This window comes from Rhodoferax sp. GW821-FHT07F03 (genome assembly GCF_059418745.1).
This window is the reverse complement of record NZ_JBWKQM010000017.1, coordinates 42,099-57,061: the sequence shown is the minus strand read 5'-3', so window position 1 is coordinate 57,061 and position 14,963 is coordinate 42,099. Positions and strand designations below refer to the sequence as shown.

Below are 14,963 nucleotides of genomic sequence, written 5' to 3'. Positions count from 1 at the left end.
CCCATGCTGAAGCGCATACCCGTCCAGCAGCTGCGCCTGGGTATGCACATCGACGGTTTTTGCGCGCCGTGGATGGACCATCCTTTCTGGCGCAACCATTTCGTGCTGGCGGACCCGACCGATATCGCACGCATCCACGCCAGCAAGGTCGCAGAGGTATGGATAGACCCCAGCAAGGGCCTAGATGTGGAGGCCGGTCCGGCCCCCGCAGCCGCCACTCCACTCCCCCCGGCCGCGCCCATCGCGCAGGAGCCCGCAACACCACCGCAGCGCGACACCGCCCCCACCGCCACCGCGGTGGAATATGCACGCGCCGCGCAGATCTGCAGCAAGGCCAAACAGGTGGTGGCCGCCATCTTCCAGGAGGCCCGGATGGGCCATGCGGTGGATACCGAACTGGCACAGGCGCTGGTACAGGACATCACCGATTCGGTGTTGCGCAACCCGGACGCCATGGTCAGCCTGGCCCGGCTGAAGACCGCCGACGACTACACCTATATGCATTCGGTAGCGGTCTGCGCGCTGATGGTGGCGCTGTCGGGCCAGCTGGAGCTGGACGAATCGCAGACCCGCTCCATGGGCCTGGCCGGCCTGCTGCACGACATGGGCAAGGCCGTGATGCCCACCGACGTACTCAACAAGCCCAGCAAGCTGACCGACGCCGAATACGCCACCATCCAGGCCCACCCCAAGGAGGGCTACCGGATCCTGATGGATTGCCTGGCCGCCGACCCGATGGCGCTGGACGTGGTGCTGCACCACCATGAAAAAATGGATGGCACGGGCTACCCGGACGGCCTGAAAGGCGAAGCCATCAGCCTATCGGCCCGCATGGGCGCCATCTGCGATGTCTATGACGCCGTGACCTCGACCCGTCCTTACAACAAGGGCTGGGACCCGTCGCTGGCGCTGCAGCGCATGGCCGAATGGACCAAGGGCCACCTAGACCCGCGCATCTTCCAGGCCTTTGTGAAACGCATGGGCATCTACCCGGTGGGCGCGCTGGTGCGGCTCAGCTCGGGGCGCATAGGCGTGGTGACCGAGCAAAGCCCGGGCACTCTGCTGAAGCCGGTGGTGAAGGTGTTCTTCTCCACCAAGTCAGATATGCGCATACGCCCCGAACTGGTGAACCTGGCCGCAGCGGGCTGCACCGAGAAAATCGCCGCCCGCGAAGACCCCGACTACTGGCGTTTTCCGGACCAGGAGTCACTCTGGTCCGGGTTCATCTAGCGGCCTCTGCAGCAATCTCAGGAGTTGATGCGTAGCTGCAAACCGTTGACGCTGTAGACCGGCGTGACGCTATGGCCATCCACCGTGATACTGGCGAAACGGCCATGCAAGGCGGCACCGCTGCTGGACAGCACGGTCACCAGGTCGCCCACCGCAGGCTGGTAGCCAAAGCTCACCGCCAGGTTGCCAGCCAGGGTGATGTCGCTAGCCACAGCCAGCGTGCCCTGGCTAGCCGTGGCCAACACCAGCTGCAAAGTACCACCGGTCTGCGTGAAGCGCTTGCCCAATGCCAAAGGGCTGGCCGCCGTGACGCGCAACACGCCACCGCTCTGGTACACATCGCCGCTGCCCAGGGCCTTGGCGGAGCTGGCCACCAGGGTGCCGGCGTTCAGCACAGTACCGCCGCTGTAGCTGTTGTTGCCGCTCAGGCCCAGCGTGCCGCTGCCGAGCTTGGTCAGCAAGCCCGCGCCGCTGATGTCGTTGCGCCAGGTGTCGGCCGCGTTGAAGCCGCCCAGGCTGGCGTCCATGGTGACGCTGACGTCGCCATTGAAGGCACCAAAGCCGTCGGCTGCAGCCACCAGGTTCAGGCGGCCATAGCCTTCGGCATCGTCCATCGCAGGGTAGCCCGCACTGAGGGCCGTGGTCTTGAGCACCACGCGGCGCTGGTCGGCGCTGAGGTAGGGCAAACGCGTTTCCAGCAGCAGTTCTGCGCCCTTGGGCACGTTCGCCACGGCGGCCGTAGCCGCAATCGGGGTGAAGCCGAAAGTCAGGCGCGCCAGGGCGGCGGCCTTGGTGGCGGCGCTGTCGGCAAAGCGGTCGTTGCTGCCGGAGTGGGCATAGCTGTAGAAGCTGGTCAGGTCGCTGGTGCCGACTGCGGACATCAGCACGCTGTGGGCCTGGTCATACGCCGCCTTGCGGGTGCTGGCGCTCGCAGCGTACAAGTTGCCAACCGCCGAGGCCTGGCCCAGGATGCGGCCGCCGATCACGTCCAGCGGCGAGTGCATACCCGCCAGGATGCGGTTATTACCCAGCTCCAGCGCACGGGCCACCATCTCCTGGAATCGCTCGGGCATCACATAGGCCATGGCCAGCGCATCGCGTACGCCTTCGGCCGTGTGGCCGCTGGGGTAGCCGCCATCGGTAGCGGCTGGGGAGCCCTTGGCCGGCACCAGTGCGGGCACCACCACCACGCTGCTGCTCCAGCGCCAGGGGCGCGCGTATTTGTAGAAGCGCTTGGCCGGCTCGGTGGATGCGTTCGTGCCCATCAGGCCGACAAAGTCCACCACGCTGCCGAAACTGGTGTTACCCAAGCTACTGCCCACGCCAGTGTTGTTGCCACCGTCTGTGTACAACACGGTGGTGGCGTCGGCAGGCACGCTGGTGATGGTGGTGGTTTGCTGCGCGGCTGTGCGCCAGGCGGCGGTGAGCGGGCCCAGGCCATCGGTCACGCTATAGCCCTTGCCACGGCGGTCATCAAAATAGGCGGCGGAGGCCTGGTCGGCGGTACGCGCGGTGGTCACGTCAATGGCGTACTGCACGTTGGCGTTCAATACGGTGGCGTTCTTCACCGTGCCGTCCATGCCAGTGCCGGTATAGGCAGTGATGGCGGGGCAGCTGCCAGTGGCTGCCACGGTCACGCCAGCATCCACCAGCAGCGTGGCCGGGGTCCACAGATCCAAAAAGCCGCTGAGCACGCGCACGCCCGCATTGGTATCCAGCGTGGCATGGCAGCCGTCGCCACGCACATTGGTGGCGGCATAGTCCACAAACGGCAGCACCGTGGTCTCGTTGGCCACCGCTGCGGTGTCCACCGTGCCCAAGCCGGTGGGCGCGGCTGGCGTGGTCCACGGCGTATCGCCGCCGCCGCAACCGGCCAACAAAAAGCCCACGGCCATGGCGGCGCACAAGGTACGGGGCAGGAATCGGAAAGGGGTCTGCATGGGGAAGGGTCCAAAGCGTCAAAAAGCACCGGCGGCCCGAGAGGCCCGGCATCGGAAAGCAGCTGCAAAGGCATGCCAACCCAGGACAATAAAAGCGCTTCGTGACGCAGGCATGACGCAGCCCGCTCCAGCAAGATCATCAAAAAATATAGCAACTTACGCAGGCATTACCTGCGCAAACCGCGATTTTCTCCACAAAGCACAGGAACTTCAGCGCGGCTTGAACACGGCAAATCGCCCATCCTGCGCCATACTTGCCAGCGCAGGCGTGTACCGGGAGGCGCCTGCGGGTCCGCCGCCCTTTTGTTACGTGCTACCAAGAACCATGCTCAAACGAATCCACGTTCAACACCTTATTCTGGGGATGCACATCGATGGTTTTTGTGCCCCCTGGATGGAGCACCCGTTCTGGCGCAACCACTTCGTGCTGAGCGACCCCAAGGACCTGGAGCGCGTACGCAACAGCAATGTGCAGGAAGTCTGGATAGACACAAGCAAAGGCCTGGACGTAGCCCCCGAGCCCGAAACCGCGGAGGCCCGCATAGCGCCCGCCCCCACCCTGCCTACCCCCTTGCCGGCGCCGGTACGTGACATCCGCCCCACGCCCGCCGCCGTGGAATATGTCCGCGCCGCCGAGATCTGCAACAAGTCCCGCCAGGTCATGGTGGACATCTTCCAGGACGCCCAATTGGGCAAAAAGGTGGACTCCACCCTGGCCCGACAGGTGGTACAGGAGATATCCGACTCCATCGCCCGCAATTCGGACGCCATGGTCAGCCTGACCCGGCTGAAAACAGCCGACAACTACACCTATATGCATTCGGTCGCCGTGTGCGCCTTGATGGTGGCATTGGCGCTGCAGCTGCAGCTGAACGAGGAGCAAACCCGCTGCGCGGGCATGGGCGGCCTGCTGCATGACCTGGGCAAGGCCGCCATGCCGTTGGATGTGCTGAACAAACCCGGTAAGCTGACCGACGCCGAGTTCGCCGTCATCAAGGCCCACCCGGTAGAGGGCCACAAAATGCTGCTGAACGACCCCAGCGTGGACGCCATGGTGTTGGACATCGTGCTGCACCACCACGAAAAGGCCGACGGCAGTGGCTACCCCGATGGACTGAAAGGCGACGAAATCAGCCTGCTGGCCAGGATGGGCGCCATCTGCGATGTGTACGACGCCATCACCTCCGACCGGCCCTACAAAAAGGGCTGGGACCCATCCGAGGCGCTACGCAAGATGGCCAGCTGGACCAACGGCCATTTGGACGGCCGGATGTTCCAGGCCTTTGTGAAAAGCCGGGGTATCTACCCCACGGGCTCGCTGGTACGGCTCACCTCCGGGCGCATCGGCGTGGTCACCGCGCAAAGCGAAGGCGCCCTGCTCAAGCCGGTGGTGAAGGTGTTTTTCTCCACCAGATCCAACCTGCGTTTGCCGCCCTTTTTAATCGACCTGACCGCGCCCGATTGCAAGGAAAAAATCATCGCCCGCGAAGACCCGCAGCAATGGCAGTTCCCGGACCTGAACCCGCTGTGGTCGGGCTTTGAACCCGCGTCACTCTGAGAGCTTGTCCTTCTGCGCCTGCCGCCACAGCTGCGGTGTGGTGCCAGTCACACGGCGAAATTCACGCTGAAAGTTCGACTTGGTCTGGAAGCCGCTGGCCAGCATGGCATCGGTCACGGTCTGCTCGGTAGTCAAAAGCAAGCGGCAGGCATGCTGGACCCGGAAGTCGTTGACGTACTGGGACACGTTCTTGCCCTCCACCTGGTTGATGGCCGCCGAAATCTGGCGCGCAGGGATGCCGCTTTTGCGCGCCAGGCGCAGCAGGTTCAGGTCGGGCTGCAGGTACAGCGGCTGTTGCTGTAGCAGCGCATTGAGCGTATCGCGGATGCGGGGGCCGTCCGCCAGCAGTTCGGCCGCTGGCGCTGGCGTGTCTGCCACGGGCTCAGGCTTGTTCTCGGTCTCCGGCAGGCTGTCTGCCGCCACCGCGGCCGCATAGCCGCACAGCAATAGCATCAGCAACTGGCCCGCCCCCACCAGGGCTGCGCTGTGGCTGCCGGCGTTGTGCCGTATGTCCCAGGCAATGAACACATCGGCCAGCGCCGACATCAGCAACAGCACGGCCGTAGCCCACAGCGCGCGGTGCGCCAGCAAGGCTTCGTCCAGCCGGGCCAGGCCCAGCGCATCCGGCCCACGCCGCGCCAGCCGTAGCAAGGCCAGACCGTAAGCCAGATAGGCCAGCACCACGGCAGCGTCCACCCCATCAGGCCAGACCGCAAACAACAGCACGACCAGCACCGCAGGCACACCGTGCAGCCACTGCCAGCGGGGGGCCGGGACTGCAGCCAGACTCTGGTAACAGCACCAGGCCCAGGCCGCCAGCGCGACGGCCAAGGTCGCCTGCAGCGGCAGCAGCGTCTTCACGCCATAGCCCCAGCGCAGGCCTATCAGCATGGATAGCAAGGCATAGCCGCCCAGCAGCAAACGAAAGCGCCGGTTCGCCAGCACCACGGCGCCCTGGCGCCAGGTCATCTGCGCCAGCAAATACACCAGCACCAAGGCCACAACAAACGGAAGAGGAACAAAAAACATGGATGGAATCGGTAAATCAGTCAATCGAAAGGCCTGGATCGCGTTCCAGGTCGGCCTCTATCCGCTTGCAGGGCGCCAAAACGGGGGGCAAACGCCATTCTTGGTCGGCTGCCGGCAAGCCGCCGGCGCGCCCACTCTACCTGAGGAAACACCATGACTCTGATCTTCTCCCGCTGGCGGTATCTGCTGCTCTGCCTGGTCTGCATCGCGCCCTGCGTCTGGTCGCAAGACGCCCCCGGCCTGCAACGCTTGTACCTACCAGCCCCGGCCCGTGAACGCCCGCTGGAAGTGCTGCTGTGGTACCCCGCAGCACCGGGCGGCCAGACCCTGCTGGTGGGCGAAAACCGCTTGTTCAAAGGCACACCGGCGCGCCAGGATGCCCCCGTGGCGCCAGGCCGCTACCCGCTATTGCTGCTGTCGCACGGCTCCGGAGGGAATGCGGCCAGTATGGGCTGGCTGGCCGGGCCGCTGGCCCAGCAAGGCTACATCGTGGCCGCGCCCAACCACCCCGGCACCACGACGGGGAACTCCACTCCGGAAGCCACCATGCGCATCTGGGAGAGGCCGGCCGACATCTCGGCCGTGCTCACAGCCCTGTTGGCCCAGCCGGACTGGCAGGCTCGCATCCAGCCAAACCGGGTAGCCGTGCTGGGCTTCTCACTGGGTGGCCACACCGCACTGGCGCTGGCCGGCGCCCGGGTGAATCTGGATCGCTATGCCCGCTACTGCGAGGACCCGGCAGCGATGACCGTGCGCCTGGGCGAATGCCGCTGGCTGGCCGGCAGCCCGGTGGGCTTGCGACAGCTGGACGCCACACGCTTCGGCCAGTCCTTCAAAGACCCGCGTATCCAGCAGGCCATTGCCATCGACCCCGGTCTGGCCCAGGCCTTTGAAGTGGACAGCCTACGCAACATTACGGTACCGGTGCACATCATCAACCTGGGCCGGCCCGGCACCCATCCCCGGGCGGTTGCGGCGGCACACCTGGCGCAGGCCATTCCCGGGTCGAGCTACACCACGGTGCCAGACGCCATCCACTTCAGCTTTCTGGGCGAATGCCAGGCCAATGGCCGGGCCATCCTGGCCGAAGAGGGCGACCCCGACCCGCTGTGCGACGACGGCGGCAGTCGCACGCGGGCGGACATCCATGCCGAGCTGCTGCAGCTGGTGTCCAGGGCCTTGCTCAGCCCTTGATCAAGCCTTGAGGTATTCGGCCTTGCTGCCCAGCCAGCGCTGCACATGCTGCTCGGCCAGCGCCGGGTAGCGGTCCAGCATGGTGGGGGCCAGGGCGCGGGCCCAGTCCAGCAGCTCGCGGTCGGTTTCCAGGTCGGCGAAGCGCAACAGCGCGGCACCCGACTGGCGGGCGCCCAGGAACTCGCCGGGGCCGCGGATTTCCAGATCGCGCCGGGCGATCTCGAAGCCGTCGTTGGTCTCGGCCATAGCTTTCAGGCGGGCGCGGGCCACCTCGCCCAGGCGCGGCGCGTCGCCGGTGGAGTACAGCAGCACGCAGGCCGATGCGGCGGCGCCCCGCCCCACCCGGCCGCGCAGTTGGTGCAGCTGGCTCAGGCCGAAGCGCTCGGCATGTTCGATCACCATCAGCGAGGCGTTCGGCACGTCCACGCCGACTTCGATCACGGTGGTGCTGACCAGCACACCCATCAGGCCTTCGTTGAACATATCCATCACCGCCTTTTTCTCGGCCACCGCCATGCGCGAATGCAACAGGCCGACCAGCACGCCGGGCAGCGCATCGCTCAGGTCGGCATGGGTCTGCGTGGCGTTGACCAGGTCCAGCGCCTCGCTTTCCTCGATCAACGGGCACACCCAGTAGACCTGGCGGCCCTGGTCGATCTGGGCGCGGATGCGCTCTATCACCTCATCACGCCGGGCGTCGTTCACCAGCTTGGTGACGATGGGCGTGCGGCCGGGCGGCAACTCGTCGATGGTGGACACCTCCAGGTCGGCGTAGTAGCTCATGGCCAGGGTGCGGGGAATGGGGGTGGCGGTCATCATCAGCAGGTGTGGCTCCAGGCCGTCTTCCTGCAGCTTGCTGCGCAGCGCCAGGCGCTGGGCCACACCAAAGCGGTGCTGCTCGTCGATCAGCGCCAGCGCCAGGTTCTTGAACTCCACCTTGTCCTGGATCACGGCGTGGGTGCCAACCACCAGCGCGGCCTCGCCGCTGGCTATTCTTGCCAGCATCTCACGGCGGGCCTTGGTCTTCTGGCTGCCGGTGAGCCAGGCCACGCATTTGCCCAAGGGCGTGAGCAACGGCTCCAGCCAGCCCACCAGCTTGCGGAAATGCTGGTCGGCCAGGATTTCGGTGGGCGCCATCAGCGCGCACTGCCAACCGGCATCCATGGCAATGCAGGCGGCCAGCGCAGCCACCACGGTCTTGCCCGAACCCACATCGCCCTGCAGCAGGCGGTGCATGGGTACCGGCAGGGCCAGGTCGGCGGCGATCTCCACGCCCACACGCTGCTGCGCACCGGTCAGCCCAAACGGCAGCGCGGCCAGCAGATCTTGCTGCAGCCGGGCGCCGGGCAGCGGGTGCAGCGGCGGCGCGCGCAGGCGGTCGCGTTCGCGCTTGGCCTGCAGCTGCGAGAGCTGCTGGGCCAGCAGCTCCTCCGCCTTCAGGCGCTGCCAGGCCGGGTGGCTGCGGTCTTCCAGCGCAGCCAGCGATACATCGGGCGTGGGGTGGTGCAAAAAAGATAGCGCCTCGCGCAGGTTCCATATGCGCTGGCGGCCTATTTTCTGCAAATCCGCATCGGCAGCGCCGGGCGGCAGGGTCTCCGACAAGGGCGCGCGCTTCAGGCCGCCCAGCACGGCACGGCGCAGATAGGCCTGCGGCAGCCCTGCGGTACTGGGGTAGACCGGTGTGAGCGCATCGGGCAGCTCGCCACCGGCCAGCTTGAACACCGGGTGCAGCATCTGCCGGCCGATAAAGCCGCCCTTGAGCTCACCACGTATGCGCAGCCGCGCGCCCACGGACAGGGTCTTCTGGTGCGAGGGGTAGAAGCTGAAGAAGCGCAGCTGGCAGGTGTCGCTGCCGTCATCCACCGTCACCACCAGTTGGCGGCGACCGTGCAGCGTGACCTCGCTGTGCGTGACCGTGGCCTCGATCTGCACCGTCTCGCCCTCGCGCGCATCGGCCAGGCGGGTGATGCGGGTTTCATCCTCATAGCGCAGCGGCAGGTGCAGGGCCAGATCGATATCGCGGTGCAATCCGAGTTTGAGCAGGGCCTTCTGGGCAGGATTGAGCTTCGCGGGGGGGGCAACCATGGGGCTGGATTTTGCCTTGTTGTCCATGGCGCTCCGCGGCAAACTTTATGGTGATGGGCACAGCATCCTGGGCCATACTATGCGTGCCAGTCCGTGCTGCTGATGGGGGCACCACGTCATTCGCGAGTTTTTCTTGTCCTATGCTCAAACGAATCAAAGTTCAACAACTGACGCTAGGAATGCACATTGATGGCTTTTGCGGGCCCTGGATGGAGCACCCGTTCTGGCGCAACCATTTTGTGCTGACGGACCCCCAGGATCTGGCCCGCGCCCAGGCCAGCGCCATCCAGGAAGTGTGGATCGACACCCAAAAGGGGCTGGACATTGCCCCCGGCGAGGCCCCGGTGGCCGAGGCCGAGTCGATGATGGCCAGCTTGGAGGATGACGCAACCCTGGAGGATGGGCCTGTCCGCGATACCGCCCCCACCTCCGCCAGGACCGAACTCAAACGCGCCGCCAATATCTGCAACAAGGCCAAGGAGGCCGTGGTCGCCATGTTCCATGAAGCCCGGATGGGCAATGCCGTGGATACCGAGCTGGCGGGCCATCTGGTGCAGGAAATCTCCGACTCCGTGGCCCGCAACCCCGGCGCACTGATCAGCCTGGCTCGCCTGAAAACAGTGGACGACTACACCTATATGCACTCGGTGGCCGTCTGCGCGTTGATGATCGCGCTGGCCCGCCAGATGCACCTGAACGAAGAGCAGACCCGCTCCATGGGCCTGGCCGGCCTGCTACACGACCTGGGCAAGGCCATGATGCCCATGGAGGTGCTGAACAAACCCGGCAAGCTGACCGACGCCGAATTCGACATCATCAAGTCCCACCCCCTGAAGGGCTACAGCATGCTGGTCGAAGGCCAGGCGGTGGACAACACCGTACTCGACGTGGTGTTGCACCACCACGAACGCACCGACGGCACCGGCTACCCCGACCAGCAAAAGGGCGGCGCCATGAGCCTGTTCGCCCGCATGGGCGCGGTCTGCGATGTGTACGACGCCATCACCTCCAACCGACCCTATAAAAAGGGCTGGGACCCCGCTGAATCCATCAAGCGCATGGCCGAATGGACCTCGGGCCACCTGGACCCGATGGTGTTCCAGGCCTTTGTGAAGAGCCTGGGCATCTACCCCGTGGGCTCGCTGGTCAAGTTGGCGTCGGGCCGCCTGGGCGTGGTGACGGAACAAAACCCCAGCAGCCTGCTCAAGCCCCTGGTCAAGGTGTTCTACTCCACCAAATCCGATATGCGCATCCCCCCGGAAGTCGTGGACCTGGCCGCATCGACCACCAAAGAAAAGATCGTCGGCCGCGAAAACCCAGACTTCTGGAACTTCGCAGATCTGGACGAGCTATGGGCCAGCGGTAGCTAACCCACCAGGCCCGACAGCCCCGCGTGGGAGAATCTAGGGTTTTCCCCTCAACTCTTGGTATGGGTTTGTCCAGCCCTCAAGTTCCATGCGCACCTATTCCCTCAGCGATTTCGACTTCATCCTACCTGAGGCCCTGATCGCCCAGCACCCCGCCCCTGAACGCAGCAGCTCCCGCTTGCTGGACGGCACGGGCACCGCCGCCCAGGACCGCATCTTCCGCGACCTGCCCGGCTTGCTAAAGGCCGGCGACCTGCTGGTCTTCAACGACACCAAGGTGCTCAAAGCCCGCCTGTTCGGCGAAAAAGCCAGCGGCGGCAAGGTGGAGTTGCTGGTCGAGCGCGTACTCACCGGCAACCAGGTTGCTGCCCATATGCGGGTCAGCAAGAAGCCCGAGCCCGGCGCTACCATCAGCCTGGTGGGCGATGGCGGCTTCCGCGCCACCCTGCTGGGCCGCTGGCCCGATGCCGACGGCACCCTGTTCCGCTTCGTGCTCAGCAACGACGCAGGCGACGACCCCTACACATTGATGGAACGCCACGGCCATGTGCCGCTGCCGCCCTACATCACGCACACCGATTCGGCCGAGGACGCGCAGCGCTACCAGACCGTGTTCGCCCGCGCACCCGGCGCCGTGGCCGCACCCACCGCAGCCCTGCACTTTGACGACGCTTTGCTGGCCGAACTCGAAGCCCGTGGCATACAGCGCGCCAGCGTCACCCTGCACGTGGGCGCCGGCACCTTCCAGCCGGTGAAAACCGAGAACATCGCCGAGCACCAGATGCACAGCGAGTGGTACGAGGTACCCGCCGCCACCCAAGCGGCGATTGCCGACTGCAAGGCGCGCGGCGGTCGCGTGGTTGCCGTGGGCACCACCACCGTGCGCACACTGGAATCCTGGGCCCGCAGCGGCCAGACCAGCGGCGACACGAACATCTTCATCACCCCCGGCTTTGCGTTCCAGCATGTGGACCTGCTGGTGACCAACTTCCATTTGCCCAAGTCCAGCCTGATGATGCTGGTGAGCGCGTTTGCCGGCTATGAGCACATCATGGCGCTCTACCGCCACGCCATCGCCCACCACTACCGCTTCTTCAGCTACGGCGACGCCATGCTGCTCCAGAGAAAGACCGCCTGACCATGTTGCAATTCGACCTCCTCAAGACCGACGCCCCCTCTGCCGACGGCAGCTACGCTGGCAGCCACGCGCGCCGCGGCACGCTGACGTTGAACCACGGCGTGGTGCAAACCCCCATCTTCATGCCGGTGGGCACCTACGGCACCGTCAAGGGCGTCATGCCACGCAGCCTGGAAGAAATGGGCGCGCAGATCATCCTGGGCAACACCTTCCATTTGTGGATGCGCCCGGGCCTGGACGTGATGGCCCAGTTTGGCGGCCTGCACCAGTTTGAAAAGTGGAACAAGCCCATCCTCACCGACAGCGGCGGCTTCCAGGTCTGGAGCCTGGGCGAAATGCGCAAGATCAGCGAAGAAGGCGTGAAGTTCTCCTCGCCGGTGAACGGTGACAAGCTGTTCCTCACGCCCGAGATCAGCATGCAAATCCAGACCACGCTGAACTCCGACATCGTGATGCAGTTCGATGAATGCACGCCCTACGACACCAAGGGCCACATCACCACCGAACGCGAAGCCCGCAACTCCATGGAGCTCAGCCTGCGCTGGGCCAAGCGCTGCCAGGCCGAATTCGCCCGACTTGCGAACCCGAACGCGCTGTTTGGCATCGTCCAGGGTGGCATGTTCGAAAACCTGCGCCAGGAGTCGCTGGACCAGCTGGTGGAGATGGACTTCCCCGGCTATGCCGTCGGTGGCGTCAGCGTGGGTGAGCCCAAGGACGAGATGCTGCGCATCATGGCCCACACCCCGCATAAGCTGCCAGCGCACAAGCCGCGCTACCTGATGGGCGTGGGCACGCCCGAAGATCTGGTGCAAGGCGTGGCCGAAGGCGTAGACATGTTCGACTGCGTGATGCCGACCCGCAATGCGCGCAACGGCACGCTGTTCACCCGCTATGGCGACCTGAAGATCCGCAACGCCCGCCACAAGACCGACGAGCAGCCCCTGGACGTGACCTGCACCTGCCACGCCTGCGCCGGCACAAGCGGCGTGTCTTACGCCAATGGCGGCCGCGACGGCTTCAGCCGCGCCTACCTGCACCACCTGGACCGCTGCGCCGAAATGCTCGGCCCCATGCTGGCCAGCATCCACAACCTGCACTACTTCTTGAACCTGATGCGCGAAATGCGCGAGGCGCTGGACGCGGGCACCTTCGGCCAGTTCCGCGCGCAGTTCAAGGCGGACCGGGCGCGCGGAGTGTAGCCGCTAGTGCTACATAAAACATAGCTGTCTGCGCAGGTAAAACCTGCGCTAGTGGCATGTTTTCTTGAGTTTCAATGCGCAAACATCGCGGCTTCCCGCGCACTAGCCGTGCGGTGCACGTACTTGCGGTCCTGCGCACGGGCCAGGAAGCTCATGCCGAAAGCCACCAACGCCAAGGCCGCGCCCACCCAAGGAAGTTGGGCATAGGACACGCCAGACTGCAGGGCCATGGCCTGGACGCGCTGGCCACGCGACACCAGGTCCGCCACCACCTCGGGCAGCAAACCCATGATGGCAAATTCGGTGGAGCCTGTACCGAAGGCGCCCGTAATCAAAGCCATCAAGAGAAGCCGTTTGCTCAGTGCAAAAAAAGCCCCGGGACAAACCCCGGGGCTTTTTCACCGCTCGGCGCAGTCGGGTCGCTCAGGCGGCCTTGCGGCGGCGCACGACCACCATCGCGGCCAGGCCAAGGCCCAGCAGTGCCATCGAACCCGGCTCGGGCACATGGTTGGTGGTTACGCTGTTGGCATTGGTGGTGAATCGATAGGTACCGGCCGCGCCATTCAGCGAGGACAGCGCCAGCGAGTAGCGGCCAGCGCCGAGCACCAGGTTGAAGTCGGGATCACCGTATGGGCCGCCCAGGCTGTTGCCGTGGGAGTCGTCGAAGTAGTTGATCCAGGTCAGCGCGGAGTTGTACTGCGCGGCCTGGCTGTAGGAGTAAAAAGCATTGGCACCTGCCGCGGCGTAGTCAAAACCACTAGTGTCACCGCGGTACAGGCCGGCAATCAGATCAGGCGCAGCCACCGTACGGTTGAAATTGAAGACCGTGGCTGACGTGCCGTTGGAGTCAAACACAAACCAGTCGACATTGCCGTCCACCGACGAAGCGCCGGTGAGCGAATAACCGGTGTTCATGCCGCTGTGGAACGACTCGGAGGTGACCGGCATGGCCTGGGCGACACCCGAAAGAGCCAAACCAACCAGAGCCAGTGCAGATGCAAATTTCATACGTTTCCTGAATTAATACAGGCGCCAGATGCCTGCTATTGGTAACAGTAACGTAAAGACGAAGTGTCGAACTGGCACTAAGTCATTGAAATCTAATGAAATTTTTATTTCATCGCACCCAGTGTGTAAAAGTTGTTAATAGTTACATCTATTTGAGCAACCGGGCACAAGCCCCCATCACGTCGCAGCGCCACAGCTGTGGCAGAACTTGGCAAACGCGCTCTTGCGGGTGTTGCAGGGTTTGCAGTGGTCGAACAGGCCGATGCCGCAGTGCGGGCAGAAGTCGATGCCGGCGTCCTTCAAGTCCACCGTGCGCTCGCAACCCGGACACACGCTCTTGGCCAGGCGGGCCAGGGCCACGTCGTAGCTGAGCTCCTCGCGCCGCTGGGCATCTGGCAAGGCCTCGGCCAGCTTCTGCTTTTCCAGATAGCGGTTCAAGCCCACGATGGCCTGGCGGCCCACCAGCACGGTCAGCACGATGCCGACCACGTAGCGCACGTAGCCGCCGTAGCTGGGCAGGTAGGGCACCAGCTCGATGAAGAAAGCGAACAGCGCAAAGTAGATGAAGCCCCAGACGAACGGCCAGTAGGTGCTCTTGCGCTTCTTGGCAAACAGCCAGCCGGCCACCACCAGCAAGGGCAAGGTCAGCGCCAACCGGTAGCCGAACACGCGCAACTCCTGCTTGCGCTGCTCGGCGTACAGCGCCTCTTGCGCGATCTGCTCCAAGGTGGACAGCTTCTTTTGCGCGGCCTGCACCGACTGGCGGGCGTCCAAGGCGCGTTGCTCCAGCTGTTCGATCTGGCTCTGGGCGTTGCGCTCTGCGGCCTTGAGCTTGTCCAGCGCCTTGGTGCGCGACAGCAGCTCGGGGTCCTGGTCGGCGCTGCCGGTGGCGTGGCGGGTGGCCAGCCAGTTGTCAAAGGTTTCGCGCGCCGCAGCGGCATCGGTCTGCGCCACCTGCAGCTTGAGCTGAGCCTGCTCCAGCGCGGTGTCGGCTTCGTGCTCGGCCTGCTCGCCGGTCTTCACGGCGGCACGCGCCTGGGCGGCGGCGGGCTTGTCGATGAAGTCCTCCTGGCTGAACTGGTGCTCCACCTGCGGCAGGTCGCCGACGATGCTGCCCCCCAGGCCGATCAGGAAACCACCAAACACAAACGCCACCAGCCACAGGCCACGGCGGAACCACTTTTCAGACAAACGCAGTGCTTTGCTCATCGCAAC

12 protein-coding genes are annotated in these 14,963 nt (G+C 64.9%); 6 read left to right on the top strand and 6 right to left on the bottom strand.

Going from position 1 to position 14,963, the window contains the following annotated elements; genetic code table 11:
- Window positions 1–3: 3 nt before the first annotated feature.
- Window positions 4–1,230 carry a cyclic di-GMP phosphodiesterase gene (locus AC07R0_RS23085; protein ID WP_495106630.1) on the top strand — a complete coding sequence of 409 codons (1,227 nt, stop codon included), beginning with the start codon at window positions 4–6 and terminating at the stop codon, window positions 1,228–1,230.
- A gap of 17 nt (window positions 1,231–1,247) precedes the next feature.
- Here AC07R0_RS23085 and AC07R0_RS23080 read toward each other — a convergent pair whose 3' ends face one another.
- Window positions 1,248–3,170 (bottom strand): phosphatase PAP2 family protein, encoded by a 1,923-nt coding sequence (locus AC07R0_RS23080; protein ID WP_495106629.1) that lies wholly within the window; start codon window positions 3,168–3,170, stop codon window positions 1,248–1,250.
- A gap of 325 nt (window positions 3,171–3,495) precedes the next feature.
- Between AC07R0_RS23080 and AC07R0_RS23075 the strand changes: the two genes are divergently transcribed.
- On the top strand, window positions 3,496–4,728 hold the full coding sequence (locus tag AC07R0_RS23075; protein WP_495106628.1) for an HD-GYP domain-containing protein: 1,233 nt from the start codon (window positions 3,496–3,498) through the stop codon (window positions 4,726–4,728).
- Here AC07R0_RS23075 and AC07R0_RS23070 read toward each other — a convergent pair.
- A complete protein-coding gene (locus AC07R0_RS23070; protein WP_495106627.1) occupies window positions 4,720–5,757 on the bottom strand; it encodes a helix-turn-helix domain-containing protein in 1,038 nt (345 codons plus the stop codon). The genes AC07R0_RS23075 and AC07R0_RS23070 overlap by 9 nt on opposite strands.
- A gap of 153 nt (window positions 5,758–5,910) precedes the next feature.
- On the opposite strand from AC07R0_RS23070, the gene AC07R0_RS23065 reads away from it, so the two are divergent.
- A complete protein-coding gene (locus AC07R0_RS23065; RefSeq protein ID WP_495106626.1) occupies window positions 5,911–6,951 on the top strand; it encodes an alpha/beta hydrolase family protein in 1,041 nt (346 codons plus the stop codon).
- Here the strand turns inward: AC07R0_RS23065 and recG are convergent, their stop codons facing one another.
- Window positions 6,952–9,036 carry an ATP-dependent DNA helicase RecG gene (gene recG, locus AC07R0_RS23060; RefSeq protein ID WP_495106625.1) on the bottom strand — a complete coding sequence of 695 codons (2,085 nt, stop codon included), beginning with the start codon at window positions 9,034–9,036 and terminating at the stop codon, window positions 6,952–6,954.
- Window positions 9,037–9,176: 140 nt separating this feature from the next.
- Here recG and AC07R0_RS23055 point away from each other — a divergent pair, with 140 nt between their 5' ends.
- The 3 genes from AC07R0_RS23055 to tgt all read left to right on the top strand — a co-directional run bounded on the left by AC07R0_RS23055 (window position 9,177) and on the right by tgt (window position 12,740).
- Window positions 9,177–10,406 carry a cyclic di-GMP phosphodiesterase gene (locus AC07R0_RS23055; RefSeq protein WP_495106624.1) on the top strand — a complete coding sequence of 410 codons (1,230 nt, stop codon included), beginning with the start codon at window positions 9,177–9,179 and terminating at the stop codon, window positions 10,404–10,406.
- An 85-nt stretch (window positions 10,407–10,491) separates the two neighbouring features.
- A complete protein-coding gene (queA, locus tag AC07R0_RS23050; RefSeq protein ID WP_495106623.1) occupies window positions 10,492–11,541 on the top strand; it encodes a tRNA preQ1(34) S-adenosylmethionine ribosyltransferase-isomerase QueA in 1,050 nt (349 codons plus the stop codon).
- Window positions 11,542–11,543: 2 nt separating this feature from the next.
- Window positions 11,544–12,740, top strand: a complete 1,197-nt coding sequence (tgt, locus tag AC07R0_RS23045; RefSeq protein WP_495106622.1) for a tRNA guanosine(34) transglycosylase Tgt — start codon at window positions 11,544–11,546, stop codon at window positions 12,738–12,740.
- A gap of 71 nt (window positions 12,741–12,811) precedes the next feature.
- On the opposite strand, the gene AC07R0_RS23040 is transcribed toward tgt, so the two are convergent.
- The 3 genes from AC07R0_RS23040 to AC07R0_RS23030 form a co-directional block, all read right to left on the bottom strand.
- Complete coding sequence (locus AC07R0_RS23040; protein ID WP_495106621.1) at window positions 12,812–13,081, bottom strand: hypothetical protein; 270 nt, start codon at window positions 13,079–13,081, stop codon at window positions 12,812–12,814.
- Between the two features lie 82 nt (window positions 13,082–13,163).
- The gene (locus AC07R0_RS23035; RefSeq protein WP_495106620.1) at window positions 13,164–13,748 is read right to left on the bottom strand and encodes a PEP-CTERM sorting domain-containing protein; all 585 of its coding nucleotides are present in this window, start codon (window positions 13,746–13,748) and stop codon (window positions 13,164–13,166) included.
- 177 nt (window positions 13,749–13,925) lie between these two features.
- Window positions 13,926–14,957 carry a serine endopeptidase gene (locus tag AC07R0_RS23030; protein WP_495106619.1) on the bottom strand — a complete coding sequence of 344 codons (1,032 nt, stop codon included), beginning with the start codon at window positions 14,955–14,957 and terminating at the stop codon, window positions 13,926–13,928.
- Window positions 14,958–14,963 lie beyond the last annotated feature (6 nt).